15 protein-coding genes and 1 pseudogene are annotated in these 17,225 nt (G+C 45.8%); 4 read left to right on the top strand and 12 right to left on the bottom strand.

The window, feature by feature from the left end; translation table 11 throughout:
- Nucleotides 1-13 precede the first annotated feature (13 nt).
- The 4 genes from pgtP (at nt 14) to H8S52_RS06155 (ending at nt 4,843) form a co-directional block, all read left to right on the top strand.
- Entirely contained in the window at nt 14-1,411 is a 1,398-nt protein-coding gene (gene pgtP / locus H8S52_RS06170) for a phosphoglycerate transporter protein PgtP (RefSeq protein WP_005656362.1), read from the top strand.
- 57 nt (nt 1,412-1,468) lie between these two features.
- Nucleotides 1,469-2,881 carry a glycerophosphodiester phosphodiesterase family protein gene (locus tag H8S52_RS06165; RefSeq protein ID WP_117908098.1) on the top strand — a complete coding sequence of 471 codons (1,413 nt, stop codon included), beginning with the start codon at nt 1,469-1,471 and terminating at the stop codon, nt 2,879-2,881.
- Nucleotides 2,882-2,914: 33 nt separating this feature from the next.
- Entirely contained in the window at nt 2,915-4,258 is a 1,344-nt protein-coding gene (locus H8S52_RS06160; RefSeq protein WP_005656365.1) for a porin, read from the top strand.
- 198 nt (nt 4,259-4,456) lie between these two features.
- Nucleotides 4,457-4,843, top strand: coding sequence for a rhodanese-like domain-containing protein (locus tag H8S52_RS06155; protein WP_117740967.1), 387 nt, complete (start codon nt 4,457-4,459; stop codon nt 4,841-4,843).
- 357 nt (nt 4,844-5,200) lie between these two features.
- On the opposite strand, the gene H8S52_RS06150 is transcribed toward H8S52_RS06155, so the two are convergent.
- The 12 genes and pseudogenes from H8S52_RS06150 to bamA form a co-directional block, all read right to left on the bottom strand.
- Nucleotides 5,201-6,154: an N-acetylornithine carbamoyltransferase gene (locus H8S52_RS06150; RefSeq protein ID WP_005656370.1), complete on the bottom strand. Its 954-nt coding sequence runs from the start codon at nt 6,152-6,154 to the stop codon at nt 5,201-5,203.
- Nucleotides 6,155-6,193: 39 nt separating this feature from the next.
- The gene (locus tag H8S52_RS06145; RefSeq protein ID WP_016661163.1) at nt 6,194-7,441 is read right to left on the bottom strand and encodes a glutamate-5-semialdehyde dehydrogenase; all 1,248 of its coding nucleotides are present in this window, start codon (nt 7,439-7,441) and stop codon (nt 6,194-6,196) included.
- Nucleotides 7,442-7,504: 63 nt separating this feature from the next.
- Complete coding sequence (gene proB, locus H8S52_RS06140) at nt 7,505-8,626, bottom strand: glutamate 5-kinase (RefSeq protein WP_118940221.1); 1,122 nt, start codon at nt 8,624-8,626, stop codon at nt 7,505-7,507.
- 28 nt (nt 8,627-8,654) lie between these two features.
- On the bottom strand, nt 8,655-8,894 hold the full coding sequence (locus H8S52_RS06135; RefSeq protein ID WP_016661165.1) for a DUF2007-related protein: 240 nt from the start codon (nt 8,892-8,894) through the stop codon (nt 8,655-8,657).
- A gap of 80 nt (nt 8,895-8,974) precedes the next feature.
- Nucleotides 8,975-9,814, bottom strand: coding sequence for a glutamate racemase (murI, locus tag H8S52_RS06130; protein ID WP_016661166.1), 840 nt, complete (start codon nt 9,812-9,814; stop codon nt 8,975-8,977).
- Nucleotides 9,815-9,954: 140 nt separating this feature from the next.
- Nucleotides 9,955-10,923 carry a YncE family protein gene (locus H8S52_RS06125; RefSeq protein WP_005656379.1) on the bottom strand — a complete coding sequence of 323 codons (969 nt, stop codon included), beginning with the start codon at nt 10,921-10,923 and terminating at the stop codon, nt 9,955-9,957.
- A gap of 21 nt (nt 10,924-10,944) precedes the next feature.
- Nucleotides 10,945-12,120 carry a porin gene (locus H8S52_RS06120; RefSeq protein ID WP_005656382.1) on the bottom strand — a complete coding sequence of 392 codons (1,176 nt, stop codon included), beginning with the start codon at nt 12,118-12,120 and terminating at the stop codon, nt 10,945-10,947.
- A 33-nt stretch (nt 12,121-12,153) separates the two neighbouring features.
- The gene (locus H8S52_RS06115; protein WP_016661167.1) at nt 12,154-13,131 is read right to left on the bottom strand and encodes an HAD family phosphatase; all 978 of its coding nucleotides are present in this window, start codon (nt 13,129-13,131) and stop codon (nt 12,154-12,156) included.
- A 31-nt stretch (nt 13,132-13,162) separates the two neighbouring features.
- Nucleotides 13,163-13,336: pseudogene (gene glpT / locus H8S52_RS19920) on the bottom strand (glycerol-3-phosphate transporter); the annotation flags it as partial.
- A gap of 108 nt (nt 13,337-13,444) precedes the next feature.
- Entirely contained in the window at nt 13,445-13,951 is a 507-nt protein-coding gene (locus H8S52_RS06110) for an OmpH family outer membrane protein (RefSeq protein ID WP_005652863.1), read from the bottom strand.
- Between the two features lie 57 nt (nt 13,952-14,008).
- Nucleotides 14,009-14,524: an OmpH family outer membrane protein gene (locus H8S52_RS06105; protein ID WP_186909479.1), complete on the bottom strand. Its 516-nt coding sequence runs from the start codon at nt 14,522-14,524 to the stop codon at nt 14,009-14,011.
- A 25-nt stretch (nt 14,525-14,549) separates the two neighbouring features.
- Nucleotides 14,550-17,189: an outer membrane protein assembly factor BamA gene (gene bamA / locus H8S52_RS06100; protein ID WP_005652859.1), complete on the bottom strand. Its 2,640-nt coding sequence runs from the start codon at nt 17,187-17,189 to the stop codon at nt 14,550-14,552.
- Between the last annotated feature and the right edge of the window lie 36 nt (nt 17,190-17,225).

Raw genomic sequence — 17,225 nt, 5'->3', positions numbered from 1 at the left:
AAATCGTAGTACTATGTGGAATTTTTTAGCACCACCTGCTCATAAGCAGGAATTACCGGCAGAGAAGATTGATTCGGCGTATAAGAGTTACCGTTGGCAAGTCTTCCTGGGTATATTTATCGGTTACGCAGGTTTTTATATCGTGCGTAAGAACTTCTCGATGGCCATTCCGGAACTTGCCCAGTTTGGTTTTGAAAAGGGCGAGCTGAGTATCGTTCTCTCTATGAATGCCGTAGCTTATGCTTTGTCCAAGTTCCTGATGGGAAGCGTGTCCGACCGCAGTAACGCACGTGTATTTCTTCCGTTAGGATTGGTTTTGGCTGCCGTGTCCATGATGTTTATGATTGTGCCGGTACAGTTCTTCGGTCCGGAACAGAAATCACTGGCCATTATCGTAATGGCTGTTTTAAACTTCCTGGTAGGTTGGTTCAACGGTATGGGATGGCCTCCTTGCGGCCGTGTCATGACCCACTGGTTTTCGGTGACCGAACGCGGAACGATGATGTCCATCTGGAACTGTGCCCATAATGTGGGCGGTGCATTGGTCGGCCCGATGGCAGTTTACGGTGCGTTATGGTTCGGTTCCTGGTTCTATGGTGCCGACGCATCCCGTTACTTCCTCATCGGTACGTATGTATTCCCGGCAGCGGTGGCTATTCTTGTAGCGTTGGTGGCATATTGCCTGATTCGCGATACCCCTCAGTCTTGCGGGCTTCCCACTATTGAGAAATACCGTAACGACTATCCTAAAAACTATAGCGAGAAGCAGGAAGAAGTGCTTACCGCAAAGGAGATTTTCTTCAAACACGTATTCAACAACAAGATGCTTTGGTACATTGCTATTGCCAATGCTTTTGTCTACATGGTACGTTACGGATGTCTCGACTGGGCTCCTACTTTCCTGAAAGAAGCTCAGGGATATGATATCAAGCAAGCCGGCTGGGCATACTTTGCCTATGAATTTGCTGCAATACCCGGAACATTGGTTTGCGGCTGGTTGAGTGACAAAGTATTTAAAGGCGGACGCGCAATGACTACTATCATCTTTATGGCTATCGTTGCCTTGTTCATCTTCCTTTATTGGCAGTTCTCCGATAACTATATAGTCGTAACCTTGTCTCTGATTGCTATCGGTTTCTTTATCTACGGACCGGTAATGCTGATCGGTGTTCAGGCGCTCGATCTTGCTCCCAAGAATGCCGCAGGTACGGCTGCCGGACTTACCGGGTTCTTCGGGTACTTCTTCGGAACCGCCATTCTTGCCAACGTCGTTCTCGGTTACGTAGCCGAAATGGCAGGCTGGGACTGGACGTTCATACTGCTGCTTATAGCTTGCGCCCTGTCAATTATTCTGATGTCTTTTACCTATAAGGACGAAAAGGCATTGCTTGCAGAAAGAAATAAAAAATAATCTTTTTAAGATAATATAGAATGACATTAAACCAGTATTTACCTTAAAAATTGAACTATGTCGAAGAATCCAATCAAATTAAGTGCAACCTTGTTAGGTATGGCCTTAGTAGCTTTCACTTCCTGTGAAGATCAAGATTTTACAGATGTGAATAACGATGCAACACGTGTTGAAGTAAACACAATCTCTGCCGAAATGGCAAAAGTGCGCGACTACGTACCCCCTTATGCCGTAATGGCTCACCGCGGTTCTACTTTCTGGGCTCCGGAAGAAACGGAATCGGCCTGGCGCTGGGCACGCGAAATGGGTGTGGACTACCTCGAATCCGACCTTCAGTGTACGAAGGACGGTGTTATCCTTGCCAATCACGATGACAACCTGAAGCGTACCACTAATATTGAAAATGTATATAGCGAACTGGTTCCGGCAACCCGTAAGGCGTTCTATATGCGTCATGGAATGAGTGAGGCGGAAGCCGAAAAACTTGTAGAAGCGGATAAAGCAAGTTTCCGCCCTTACTATGCAATGTCTTACATGTATGAGGAGTTGCTTGCACTCGATGCCGGCAGTTGGTTTAACGAAACAAGCATTGAGCAGGCTCGTGAGGCGTTTTCCGAACAACACCAGTATATCTCGGCTCTTGAAGACCAAATCCGTTACGCCGAAGGAAAAATGCTGAAGCGTGATGTTAACGGTGAACGCATATACACTGTTACCGGTACTTGGAATCCGGATAAACCCCGCGACTGTCTGACATATAAATTTGAATATGTGGATGATCCGCAGGATACAGGCCACCGTCCGGGTGTCTATATTGAATTCAAAGAGTCTTGGCTGAACCCTTCGGACTTTGAAAAGCGCGTTTACAATAAACTTGACGAACTTGGTTGGAACATCATTACCAAACCTTGCGACGGCGAACCGTTCTATAAGAATAATAAAGTAAATGTCGGTAATACCAACGGTAAGGTCATTCTCCAGACATTCTCTCTCGAAAGCCTTCGCCGTACGGCAGAAGAATTCAAAGGCAAAATTCCTATGTGCTTCCTGTTGTGGGAGGGTAACGGTGCTACCGACCTGAAACACGATACTCCTCAGGGTTATGCTTCTTTCATTAATCTCGGTTTGGAATATAAGGCTCATATCATCGGTCCTTGCATCGCAGGCGCTCCCAACGACTATCCGGAAATGAATGCTCCGTGGCAGGCCTATCTTATCAAGAAATCCGGTATGCTCAACCATCCGTACTCATTCGATTCTTATGCGCAAATGGGAAAATATTTCGGTCAGTACAACTGGGGAAATACCGTACAATATGATGAGCTCCTGCATGGCATCTATGGCGACGGTCTGTTTACCAACCGTTCTGAAATGAGCTTGAAATACTTAATTGACAACGGTCTGCGTAAGGCTCCGGCTCCTCAGACAGTGCCGGATGCTGTTGAAACACTTAAGAGACTTGGTTACTAATTAATTTATTAACACTAATACAGATTATATTATATGAAAAAGTATATTTTAATGCCGGTATTGGCTGCATTGTCACTGTCAGGATCGGTTGCCCAAGCCCAGGACTTTGATAATAAGCCGGTTGTTAATGTAAGCAACTCCAAGGAGAATCTGAACTTTACGATTGGCGCACGTTTTATGATGGACGGTGCATACTATCATTCGGATTTCACTCCGGTGAAATCGGGAGCTGCTATTACCGATGCGCGCATCCGTACCTCTATGAGCTATGAAGACTGGTACTTCTATGCCGATTTCGACTTTTCCAAAGGCAAGTTCTCACAGAAGAATATCTTCCTGCAATACTCGCTGGAAGGTGTAAAAGGTACTCATCGCTTTAAAGCCGGTTATTACAACAATCCGGCATCCATGGCAAACAATACCAGCCGCGGAAGCCTGCACTTCATTTCCCGCTCGGCGGCAGCCAATGCTTTCTCACCGTCACGTGAGCTGGGTTTGAGTTATATTTTCTACAACAACCACTTCTTCGCCAATCAGGGTGTATTTGCCGAGAACAAGTACAACGACCAGCCGTCGGGATATCAGGGCATGTCATTCGGCGGCCGTTGGGTATGGCGTCCCATTAATAACGAAGACAGAACATTCCACGTAGGAGCAGCTTTCCGTTATGCCAATATCGCTACGGGTGTGGTGGAGAACAACGTGCTGAAAACAGAACTGGATCTCGGTTCTTCATTGGAAACCTACGTAGATGCTACTCAGGACTTCCTGTCTGCCAAACTGCCGTGGGCGAAGAATGTATTTGATGTAGGTGCTGAATTCTTATACAAGACAGATAACTTCTTTACCCGTGGTGAATATATGTACAAACATGTTACCAAAGAACGTGACGACCAGGCATTGTTCGAAGCTAATCTGGGTTCTATCGACTCTTGGGGTTCACTCGAAGCATGGCAGAAAGGTAATCCGCTTGGTGAGAACTCTTTCCACGGAGCTTATATCGAAGCCGGTTACAAAATCTTCGGTGATCCGTATCAATACAGCAATTCCGATGCTTTGTTGAAAGGCTTGAACGGAAGAGCACTTGAAGTGGTTGCCCGTTATAGTTATACCGGTCTGAATGACCTCGTTGAAGGCGAGAAATATATTCCCGGACGCGACCAATACTATCCCAACGGTATATTGGCAGACTATCCGGCTACATCATTAAGTGTCGGTGGCGGTAACATGCACTCCGCTACTTTGGGTGTAAACTACTCTTTCAACAAGTTTGCCCAAGTAATGTTGAGCTACACTTACAATCGTCTTGACCGTGACAAGTTCCAATATGACAAGAACTTCCACGTACTCCAGGCCCGTCTGATGTTCCAATTCTGATTGTGTGCATTTGTTTATAATAATGGTTAGTGAGCCTCTGTAATGAGGTAAAAACAAGAAAGGGGATGCAGTGAAAAGCATCCTCTTTTTTGTTGTACAGAGGTGTAGGTGCAGATATTTCCCGGTATGGGCGGCATAATAAACGAAAAAGTTATAACTTTGATTACATTTTTAATTCAGACTAAAATAAGTAGACTTATGAAAGTATTCTTTGCGGGCATTTGCCTGTTCTTCTCCACTCTCTTCTCATGTCAGCAGAAAGGAGAGGATTTCGAATCCGTCTCGGCGGACGAGTTTGCCACATTGATAGCAGATTCCGACATTCAGCGATTGGATGTACGTACGGTTGCCGAATATTCGGAAGAGCATATTCCGGGCAGTATCAATATCAATGTGCTGGACGAACAGTTTGCTGCCATTGCGGATTCTACACTTCAAAAAGATAAACCGATAGCTCTTTATTGCCGCAGCGGAAAGCGTAGTAAGAAAGCCGCCGCTATTTTGAGCCGGAAAGGGTATAAGGTTTATGAGCTCGACAAGGGCTTTATCGGGTGGAAAGAGACCGGAAAGGAAACGGAGAAATAGTTTCTTTTAATTCTGATTCTGTCCCCCTTGCCGACACATAGCACTGACCGAGCTGTCGTTTTGCAGAAAGGAGCTTGCGTGAGTGCTGGCAAATATAAAGAACAGTGCTGGCAAATCCTTGGCCGGTATGCTGTGTTTTATTCTTCGGGCACATGTAAAATGTCGTTATGCTTATAGTAAAACTTCGTTTTGTAGTTGCGGGCTGCCCGGTTGCCAATTGCGGGCCCGACAGCCCGCAGCTGGAAACTATTCGTCCCGCAATTGCGGGACGAAAAAAACATAAGGCATACTAAGGTTTTGTATCGTATATAAGCGTATTATCTATGAAGAGATACGGAGATTACGATAAAATGGTATTTATAACCCTTCTATCAGGCGTTTCAACACGACTGTCGCAGAAATCTCTCGGTTGGCAGCTTCCGGTATTACGATGGATTGCGGGCTTTCAATCACGTCGTCCGTTACAATCATGTTGCGTCGTACCGGCAGACAGTGCATGAAATAGGCATTGTTGGTTACTGCCATTTGGCGGTCGCTCACGGTCCAGTCGCGGTCTTTGCTCAGTATTTGTCCGTAGTTGTCGCCGGTATAGGCAGCCCAGTTCTTGGCATATACGAAGTCCGCACCTTCAAAGGCTTTCATCTGGTCGTATTCCACACGGGCATTGCCTACGAATTTCGGGTCGAGCTCATAACCTTCAGGGTGGGTAATGACAAAGTCATAATCCGTGGCGTTCATCCATTCCGCGAAGGAATTGGGAACAGCCTGCGGCAACGGACGGGGATGCGGAGCCCATGTCATGACGACTTTGGGACGTGCCGTTTTCTTATATTCCTCAATAGTAATGAGGTCTGCAAAACTTTGCAGCGGATGGCGCGTGGCGGCTTCCATGGAGAATACCGGCCGGCCGGAGTATTTGATAAACTGGTTCAGTATTACTTCGTTGTAATCGTATTCGCGGTCTTCGAAGCGGGCGAAGGAACGCACACCGATTACGTCGCAGTAGCAACCCATTACGGGGATAGCTTCCAGCAGATGTTCAGGCTTGTCGCCATCCATGATGACGCCGCGTTCGGTTTCCAGCTTCCATGCTCCCTGGTTGATGTCCAATACAATGACATTCATGCCCAGGTTCAGAGCGGCTTTTTGAGTGCTGAGACGGGTACGTAGACTTGAGTTGAAGAATATCATCATCAGTGTCTTATTACGTCCCAGCTCTACATATTTGAAACGGTCTTTTTTGATTTCGAATGCTTCGTCCAGTGCAGTTTTCAGATTGCCGATATCCTGCACACAAGTAAAGTTCTTCATATTTTTTTAGCGATTAGTGATTAGCGATTAAGCGTTAATTTACTTTCTTATCTGTCCTTCTCCTTCAATAATCCACTTGTACGTGGTGATTTCCTCTAAAGCCATAGGACCGCGGGCATGCAACTTCTGTGTGCTGATGCCGATTTCCGCACCCAGTCCGAACTGTGCACCGTCTGTAAAGGAAGTCGGGGCGTTGACGTAGACGCAGGCGGCATCTACTTCGCGGCAGAACCAGTCGGCATGTCCTTTGTCTTCGGTTACGATACATTCGCTGTGTTTGGAACCATACTGTTGTATGTGTGCTATGGCGCTGTCCATGCCTTCAACGACTTTCACAGCCAGTTTGTAGTCCAGAAATTCCGTACCGAAATCCTCTTCCGTGGCTTCTTTCAGCAGTTCCGCCGGATAGTGGCCTTGCAAAGAGGCATATGCAAACGTATCTGCGTAGATAATCACATTGCTTTCCTGTAGCGGTGCACAGAGGGTGGGCAGGTCTTTCATGCGGTCGCCGTCTACGAGCAGGCAGTCCAAAGCATTGCATACGCTGACGCGGCGCGTCTTGGCGTTGTTGACGATGGCGGCTCCTTTCTTTACATCTCCGTAACGGTCGAAGAAGGTGTGGCATATGCCTGCACCGGTTTCTATCACCGGGATGGTGGCATTCTGACGGACAAAGTTAATGAGATTGCTGCTGCCGCGCGGGATAATCAAATCGACATAACCGTTGGCATGCAGTAATGCTGCGGTGGCTTCACGGTCGGAAGGAAGCAGCTCCACAACGTGCAGGTCTACTTCAAACTGTTTCAGAACGTCGTGTATCACGCTGATAATGGCGCGGTTGGAAGCGTCTGCGTCACTTCCGCCTTTTAGTATGCAGGCGTTACCGCTCTTTAGGCAGAGCGAGAATACATCGAAACTGACGTTGGGACGTGCTTCGTAGATGATGCCGATTACTCCGAAAGGAACGCTTACACGTTTTATCTTCAGTCCGTTGGGCATTACTGCCTGCTTTTGTACGCGCCCTACCGGTGAGGGTAGCTTGGCTACCTTGCGGATGTCGTCTGCAATTCCCTTCAGGCGGTCTGCCGTCAGCTTCAAACGGTCGTACTTCGGATTAGAGATGTCCATGCGGTCCAGGTCTTTCCGGTTCTCGGCAAGGATAAAGTCTGTCCTTTTCTCGGCTGCATCTGCAACGGCCAGTAATATCTGGTTAATCTTTTCGTCGTTCAGCGCCAATAGCTTACGACTGGCATACTGTACGGCGGAAAAGGTCTTGTTTAAATCCATTTTCAGTGATTTATTAATTGATACTTCTGCAAATGTAATGATTATAATCGGTATTAACCGGACTTATTCTATATAAAGATAGTCATAGTGCACCACAGGTTTCTTGCCGTGCTTTCCCATAGCCTCGCGAGCCTGCTCCGAACTGCAATTGGCTTTGCCTACGCCTATCGGATTTCCTTCAAAGTCTATGATGCGCACAATGTCGTCCTTCTCGAACTCACCCCGCACATCGGTGATGCCTATGGGAAGGATGCTGACTGCCTTGTCGGATGCAAGTACTTTTGTGGCACAATCGTCGATGTGCAGTTCGCCTTTGGCAAACCCTTCACTGTGGGCTATCCACTTCTTTACGCTGGATACAGGCTGGGGAGCGGGAATGAAGCGGGTGTAAGGTTGAGAACCGAGAGTAGGGGACTGAACATCGGGGAACAGGGCGGGGAGTTCCTGATGCAGCAGGTCTACCAGGATATTGTCGCGCTTGCCGTTGGCGATGATAACGGTAATTCCTTCATCGGCCACTTTACGGGCAATATTGGTTTTGGTGAGCATGCCTCCGCGTCCGAAACTGGATTTGGAAGTCTGTATATAAGAGGACAGGTCTTTGCCGTGCTCTATCTTACGGATGACTTCCGATGCAGGGTCGGTAGGCGAGCCGTTGTAGATGCCGTCGATGTTGCTGAGGATAATCAGGACTTGCGCATCCATCATGGAAGCTATCAGTCCGGAGAGCTCGTCATTATCGGTGAACATCAGTTCGCTGACGGAAATGGTATCGTTCTCGTTGACAATGGGAATCACTCCGTTTTCCAGCATTACGGTCATGCAGTTTTTCTGGTTGAGATAGTGGCGGCGGGTAGCGAAGTTCTCTTTCATGGTGAGCACCTGCCCCACAGGGATGCCGTGTTCACGGAATAGTTCGTAATAACGGTTGATGAGTTTGGCTTGCCCCACGGCTGAGAACAGTTGGCGCTGGTCTACGCTATCCAGCTTCTTGGCGGGGTGTATCTCGCTTCTTCCCGAAGCAACGGCTCCGGAAGAAACGAGAATGATTTCCACGCCTGCTTTATGCAGCTCCGCCACTTGGTCTACAAGGGCGGACATGCGGGTTACGTCCAATGTGCCGTCACGGCGTGTCAATACATTACTGCCTATTTTGACAGCAATTCTCGTTAGTTGTTGTTCCATATTTGTGTGTTTCCCGATGCGGGAAGGTTTAATCTCCGTCTTCTTTCTTTTCGTATGAGCGAACCACTTCCATGGCTGCTTCATAATTCGCTTCATTGACGAGTACTGCTACATCGACTGCTGTCTCGGGCAGGACAATGTTTACTACCATCCCGTCTTTCAAGGTTGATTCGATGCCATTGTTTTCCAGCAAACTTTTTACAAGTTCGGCTTCCCAAAGCGATCCGTTGAATACTTCGACGAGCTTGCTTTTATCTTCTTCTTTCATAGCGGTATGAATTTAGAGTTCTTGTCCTACAAATATAACAAGTTTTTTCGATTTAATGTTTAATGCCGGACAATTTATGCCTATAGCTCGATGCGCTGCACCGTTACCGCTTCATTCAGGAAGATAGAGGCGGACTCGGTGAATTTGTCTTCCGCTTCGGTGGTGTAGTAACTGCATTTGCCGTTTCGGGTACATTGGGCGTCTATTTCGGGATGGCGGTGGAGATAGTCTTTCAAACTGTCCGCCACTAATTTGCCTTGTGATACTATCGTGATACTCTCCGGCATATATTTCCGGATTTTGGGTAGCAGTATCGGATAGTGCGTACAACCCAAGATGGCGGTGTCTATCTCCCGGTCTTTGGCAAGTAGTTCATTTATGTATTTGCGGACGAAGTAATCCGTTCCGTCGCCTTGTGCTTCATTGTTCTCTACAAGTGACACCCATAGCGGACAGGCTTCTCCGCTGACTTTGATGTCGGGGAACAGTTTATGTATCTCCAACGGATAGGATTCGGACTTGATGGTTCCGCCTGTAGCAAGGACTCCGACGTGGCGGCTGCGGGTTATATTGCCGATGCATTCCACGGTAGGGCGGATAACGCCTAATACACGGCGTGCCGGGTCAAGGTGCGGCAGGTCGTTTATCTGTATGCTGCGCAGAGCTTTGGCGGATGCTGTATTGCAGGCAAGGATTACAAGGTGGCAACCCATCTCGAACAGTTTGGTAACTGCCTGCAATGTAAACTCGTAGACGACTTCAAAAGAACGCGTTCCGTAAGGGGCACGGGCATTATCGCCCAAATAGATATAGTCGTATTCCGGTAAGGCTTCCCGTATTTTACTTAAAATAGTAAGTCCGCCGTATCCTGAATCGAATACACCGATAGGGCCGGGAGTGGAAGGTAGTTTTTGTTTCATACAATCTTTCTGACGCTAAGAGTATAGTGTGCAGCAAAGATAGTGTAAATTGTGAGGATAGGGCACGGATTGTACGGGATTTTACGAACAGAAGAATTGATTTTGTAAGTCATTCAGTATAATTCGTGCCCTTAGGATATTTATTTAATCTTTTCGTAGATGTAGAGTTCGTGAATTTCTCCCTTATAGCCTTCTTCGGTGAATGGACCTTGAGACATACCCAAAATAATTTGAGTGCCGCGGTTGTTCAATACAACGAGGTCGTCGTTCACAGGGTCAATGGAGAGACCTTCTATCTCACCGGCACGACGGAAGTCGCTCATTTCCCGGAACAGTTCAACCTTTCCGGCTTTAGCACCGGCTGCAATACTACCCTTGCGTGTCACTACTTTTCCGCTTTTGTCCAGTTTTACGCTGAAAGGAGTGTCTCGTACAGGTTCTACTCCTTCTTTCAGTCCAGTATAGGGTACTTCGGTGATGTCAGCGATATAAATATTATCGGGTATCTGATAAAGTGATTCACCGTCATCTGATGTGAAAAGCATTTTACCGTCGGCAATGAAGATACCCTGACACCAATAAGGAGTGGGACGACATTGCATTTTGGTGTAGTACTTGCCGGTTTCAAGGCTGTAGCAATATACATAGCGGCTGTCTACCCAGTCGGACATCCATACCATGTTCTTGTCACGGTCTACTGCCAGACCGGAAACTTCTACCTGACCTGATTCAGGACACCAGGGTAGGTCTCTTTTCCATTTCAATGTTTCAGCATCGTATACCGATACTGCAATATTGTAACCGCGGCCATATTCGAATTTTTCTACACCGCAGTAGATTTCACCATTATAGACGTCAATATCACCGAAGTGATTGGCTATTTCCGGGTGCTGAAACGGCTGGTCATTCTTCATCAACATATTGCCTTCTTTATCGTACTTGTAAAGGACTTTAGTATCCGATACGTAATAGTAGTCCTTGTCTACGGCAATTCCTTGGCGTCCGGCTACAGGAATCACTTTCTTCAAACGGTATTCACTGCCTAAATGCTGTGCATTTACAGACATTGCACCCATAACGAGTGCCAATAAAACAAATAACTTTTTCATGATAGTATGATTTTTATATGTTTAAAAATAGAAAACGCCCATTAGTTGAATTTGATCGGAGCCTCGCTTACCGTTGTTGCTTATTTCTTTTGCTTTGTCGGTATAGAAAGAGTGACAATAGTTAGCTTGTATCTTCACATGATTGCAAGGATTGTAAGTGAGCCCCAAAAGAATACGGTCATAATTGTTCAGGCTGCTGTCGTTTACCTTATCACGATAGAAATCATAACGTACTACCGGCAGGAACTTACCTGCATGCCAGCCTGCCAAAGCGTAGAAACCATCTTCTTTGATTATGTCGCGTCCGTCTTTGCTACTTCCTATGTGTCCGTATTCCGCACGCAGGTCGAGCCCTTTGGGGTCGTTGTACCAAGCACCTACGATGACACGATTCATAGGTTGGTAATTAAATGATTCATCATTGACTGTTCCTTTGTATTCTCCCCAATTGTAGGAAGCTTTTATATTGAAGAATTTTGTAGGACGGAAAGTCAGAGCAGCTACGATGTCTTTAGACTTATTGTTATCGTCTTTCATAGGCAGATGTCCGTTGGATAATGACAGGTTATAACTTAAACGGCTGAATCCTCTTGCTTCATCTGTAAACAAGTCGCCGAATGCCATTATACCAAGGTCACGTCCATAATCTACAAAGTCATAACCTATAGCATTGCGGCAAACCATGCGATAGCAGATGTTTGAGAAGTCGACAGTTTCCAATGTTGAAGGGGAGAGATCGTAATTCTCATAACCGAGTGGCAGATAGTACTGGCCGACACGTACTTGGAATGCTTTTGAAATTTTAGCAGTGACAAAAGCATCCATTACTTGTAAGTTCTTCTGTCCATTTCCATTGGTAGAACCCGCAATGCCGTTAAAAGCCTCAATTTGTAAACGGAAAGACACGTTTTTAACTACATTTCCATCCATAATCAAACGGAGACGTTTTGCTTGGAATGATGATGAACCGTCACCTACTGAGTTGTAGTTCCAGCCGGTTTGAAGATAGCCGGAGAGCTTAGGCAGTTTTTCCAAAACTTTTTCCCATTTTGTAGGTTCAGACTCTTCGGTAGCTGCGGCTACTGATTCAGTCACTGTTGTTGTCGTTGCAGTTTCCGGAACTGACTCTGCAAATGCGAAATTTGATACCAGCATGGTACCGCTCAAAAAGAGCGCACTGATGATTTTCTGTTTCATGTCGTAATAGATTTAATGTGAATAATGTCCCTCTTATTGAGGATTTGATTTGTTTGTTCTGATTTTCCAACTTTCTGTATGAAATTTTATTTCAGGATTTGGAACGTCGTTACATTTCACGATGACCGCTCCCTCTTTTTCCCAATATTGCTTGACTGTGTATCCGTTCATCGGGCCATCTTCTTTCCCTCGTATGGTCGTGTCATCCGGATTTACAACAATTTTCAATCCGCACGATTGGTTCAGCATGTCCATGTCTCCACGGCTATTCCCGCCGACTATAAGCGGCCGTGCCTTAATAAATGTGGGAATTACATTCGCTTTGCCGTCATCTTGTGGAATAGGCATAATTATCTCATCTGTCAATCTTCCGTTTGCTACAACGGATTTGACTCCGAGAATTTGTGTATCGGGCAACCCTAACTCTTCAGCAAGGAATTTCTGATAGAGGAATTCCGGAGATGCAGTAAGTATCCATACTTCAAAACCGTATTCTTTCAGATTAGCAATCAGTTGTTTCATTTCGGGATAGAATTTTCCTTGGTATGAATCAAGGTAGCATTCATAGCCCATATCCATGATTTCAGCAGGAGTCATACCTGCCAAAAAATGAACGCGGTCTTCTACATAGGCTTTGCCTACGTTATTACCGTCTTTTACCATACGGTTCAGTATAGCAATTTTGCTTTTTGCTTGCGGATCGTTTCTATCCTTGTAGTTTTTATCGGCATAACGATACAAGGCTTCATCTGCAAGATAATAGGGAACCTGTCCGATAACTGTTCCGTCACCATCGAATACGGCTACTTTACGGTTATTCATTGTAAGTGTTGTATTCAAAAAACTTTCAATTCTATTGTTGACCTCATCCGACCAACCTGCTATTTTACGATAAGTTTGTGAAAAAACAGATGTAGGGTAACTGGTCGCTAACAGAATTATAAATAGAAATTGATGAATAAGAAATGTTTTCTTATCTCTTTTACTTGGGGTGGAATTCAATTCTTTCATTTTTATTTTCTTATTTTGTAGTACTGTATTGTTACTTTCTTGCAGCTTTTTCTTCTTTGTATGTGAATGATGTGAAAACAATGGATAGGGCGCAGGCCATTATCAGCAGTATGAACGTCCAATCCCAGCCTGCCATTTCGGCTACGTAACCGAGAACGACGTTGGCAAGAATGGCGGTTCCGAAGAAGTACCCGAAGAACTTGGTACAAAATAAGAGGAGCAGAGGGGATATAAAAAAAGGTTAAGCCGTTGATGGCTTAACCTTTTCGATGAATTCCTCGTTTAGAGGTATGCGGTTTGTTTGATACCGGTGTTATTTAATGCCGAGTTGCGTTTTAACTTTGGCAGTTACATCTACACTCTGTGCACCTACATAAGGTATCGGAGTACGGGCCAGGTCGAAGATATATACTACACCCTCAGCCTTACCTACAGCCTGGATAGCTTCGTCCAGCTTTTTATAGATAGGAGTCATGGCATCCTGCTGTGCCTTTTGCATAGACTGATATGCTTCCTGCTGGAACTGTTCTTGGCGTTGTGCCATGTCCTGCAGTTCTTTCTGACGTCTTTCTGCAATGTTTTTCGGAAGTGAGTCGGCTTGTGCCAAGAATTCCTGATATTTCTTATTGAACTCTTCCTGGGTACGTTGCATTTCTGTTTGGTACTCTTTAGACATAGCATCCAGGTCGGCTTGTGCTTTTGTGTATTCCGGCATGGTGACAATTACTTCTTGAGAGTTCATGTGAGCGAATTTAGTTTGCGCCATAGCTCCCAGGGGGAGGGCAAACATAACTACGAGCAGTGCGATTTTTTTAAGCATAATATTTACTATTTATTTTGAATGATAATTCTTTATATAGGCTGCAAATGTATGAAATTAATTTGAATATCCTAATTTTGCAAGCACTTCATTACTTATGTCAATACTCGGAGAGGCAAAGATGATGCTTGATGCGGATGCGCGATCCACTACTACAGCGTAACCTTTCTGTGTGGAGATTGCCTTTACAGCTTCATAGATTTCATCTTGGATGGGCTGCATCAGCGCTTCACGCTTTTTGAAAAGTTCGCCTTCCGGACCGAAGTATTTACGGCGCAGTTCGGCTGCGGATTTCTCTTTGGCAACAATCTCTTCTTCTTTCTTTGTCTTTTGTGCATCGGAAAGAGTTTTAACGGATGCCTGGTAGCTGTCGTACAAGCTCTTGGCTTCTTTGCCCAGCTTCTCGACTTCGTTTTGCCACTGTTTGGACACTTGGTTCAATTCATTGCTCGCACTTTGATAGGCAGGGATATTCTTTAGGATATATTCCATGTCGATCAAGGCAAACTTCTGTGCATTGGCTGTAATGCCTGCGGCAAATAGCAGAAACATGATTAATAAACTCTTTCTCATAATGTTCTGGTTTTAGTTAAACAAATTAGAACTCTTGTCCCAGGATGAAGTGGAACTGGCTGCCGCCGTATTGCTTGGAACCGAGTACCTTGTCGAAACCGTAGGCCCAGTCGATACCCATCATACCAATCATAGGCAGGAAGATGCGGACACCGACACCGGCAGAACGTTTCAAATCAAACGGGTTGAACTTGTTTACGTCGTGCCAGGCGTTACCGGCTTCAACAAAAGTTAACGCATAAATACTGGTACTTGTTTCCAACATCAGCGGATATCTTAATTCCAAACCGAGACGTGCGTATGCATAACCTTCGTAGCCATAAGGAGTAAGAGAGCTGTTCTCATATCCACGCAAGGCGACACTTTCGGTTGCATAGCTGGAATATCCTGTCATACCGTCGCCACCTACGTCAAAGGTTTCAAACGGAGATTTCTTGTATTTGTTGTAGTGTCCCAACAGACCGAATTCTACGCGTCCCATCAGCACCGGAGTGCGTTTTACGGCGATAGGGTCCATCAACGGGATGTATACTTTGGATTTGAATTTCCACTTGTGGTATTCTATCCATTTGTGCATCTTGTTCATATCATCCTGATTGCTGGTACTGTACTTGCTGTAATCTGTACCGTCGAACAGGGAGTAGGGCGGCGTCAATTGTGCCGACAGCGAGAATTCGGAACCCTGGCGCGGATAGATAGGATTGTCGATAGAACTGCGCGACAAGGTGAGGTTTATACTCAGGTTGTTACACTTACCGTTGGTAACGGGGAAGTATTGCCAGTCGCTCAGAATATAACGCTGGTAGGACAATTCTGCCGTAAATTGGAAGTAGTCATCCGGCCATTTCAAACGCTTACCGAACATTACAGCCAATCCCCACATCTGGATGGACTTGTCGGGGTCGTAATAGTTTTCATAATTGTTATAGTTGCCATAGTTGTACATACCATAACCGTACATGCCGCTATAGTAGCTGTTATAATAACTGTTCATGTACGCATCGTTATAGTAACGGCTGCTGATATCTGTCTGGCGGGAGTAGAATGCAGATACGGAGAACGCATTCGGACGTTTGCCGCCGAACCACGGGTCGTAGAACGATACACTGTATGACTGATAGTATTTGGCATTGGTCTGGCCGCTGATAGTCAGTGTCTGGCCGTCACCCTGCGGCAGGATACCGCGGTAGTTCTCACCCGGATGCAACAGGTTGGCAACGGAGAAGTTGGTGAACTTCAGACTCAGTTTACCGATAATACCTGTCTGTCCCCAACCGGCAGAGAACTCTACCTGGTCGTTGGCTTTGGAGACGAGGTCATAACCTATATCCACTGTACCGTCTTCCGGTTTGGGCTGGATATCCGGTTGGATTTGTTCGGGGTCAAAGTGTCCCATTTGCTGGATTTCACGCATGGAACGCATCAGGTCTTCACGGCTGAAAAGCTGTCCCGGACGGGTACGAAGCTCACGGCGGACTACGTTTTCATACAAACGGTCGTTACCGTTGATGCTGACTTTATTGATAGTAGCCTGACGGCCTTCGAAGATACGCATTTCCAGGTCGATGGAGTCACCTACGATATTTACTTCCACGGGGTCGAGCGAGTAGAAGAGGTAACCGTTGTTGTAGTAGAGGTTGCCGATAGCGTCTTCATCTGTACTGGTACGTTCTTCCAGCAGCTTCTGATTGTAGACGTCGCCCTTCTTCATACGGAGCAGGAAATTCAGTTGCTCGGAAGGATAGAGGGTGTTACCTACCCACGTTACATTGCGCAAGTAGTATTTCTGTCCTTCTTCGATTTCCATGAAGATATCCACCGTACGGTCGTCATAAGACTTGATGCTGTCTTTTACAATCATGGCATCACGATAACCCAATTCGTTGTATTTGTCTATAATCAGTTGCTTGTCGGCTTCAAAATTTTCTTCGACGAACTTTTTGGTACGGAAAAGGTTGAGCAGTTTGCCTTTTTCATTCGTTTTCTTCATCACACGTTTCAGCTTCTTGGTTGTGATGGCCTGATTACCGGTGATTGTAATCTGATGTACCTTTACCTTCTCCTTTTTGTCGATATTGATATCTACCAGGACTTGGTTCTCGTTGTTGGGATCATCCTTTTGCGTGATGATGATGTCGGCATTCTTGAAACCCTTATCGTCAAAGTAGCGCTTAATCAACGTCTTGGCGCGGTCTATCAGGTTGGGGGTAATTTGGTTTCCTTTAATCAGACCTACCCGGGCTTCCAAATCTTCACGTTCCGACTTCTTTACACCGTGATAGCGAATATCGGAAACGCGGGGGCGCATTGTCAGGTGGATTGTAAGCCAAATCCGGTCGCCCTCGATTTTATCCGCAGTAACTTGCACGTCGGAGAACAATCCGTGACGCCAGTAGCGTTTGCAGGCTTGCGTTATTTCATCGCCGGGCACGGTAATTGTCTGGCCTTTTGATAATCCGGATAAACCGATGATTACATAGTCTTCATAATTCTTGGCTCCAACTACCTTAATATCCGCTATTTCATATTTCTTGGGTGTTCCCGAATAAAGAATAACCGGTTTTTCGGTTTCATCGGTATTGCTGGTGTCCTGTGCCGAGCTGGTCAGTACACAGCTAAAGAGGCAGATAAACGTTACGAGTATGGAGGAAATACGATAGTACATTTTTTTATTTACTATATTTACGATTTACTATTTACA

Source organism: Bacteroides sp. NSJ-48, from assembly GCF_014287405.1.
Taxonomy (GTDB): domain Bacteria; phylum Bacteroidota; class Bacteroidia; order Bacteroidales; family Bacteroidaceae; genus Bacteroides; species Bacteroides stercoris.
The sequence above is the reverse complement of the archived record's forward strand: the minus strand, read 5'-3'. Positions and strand labels throughout refer to the sequence as shown.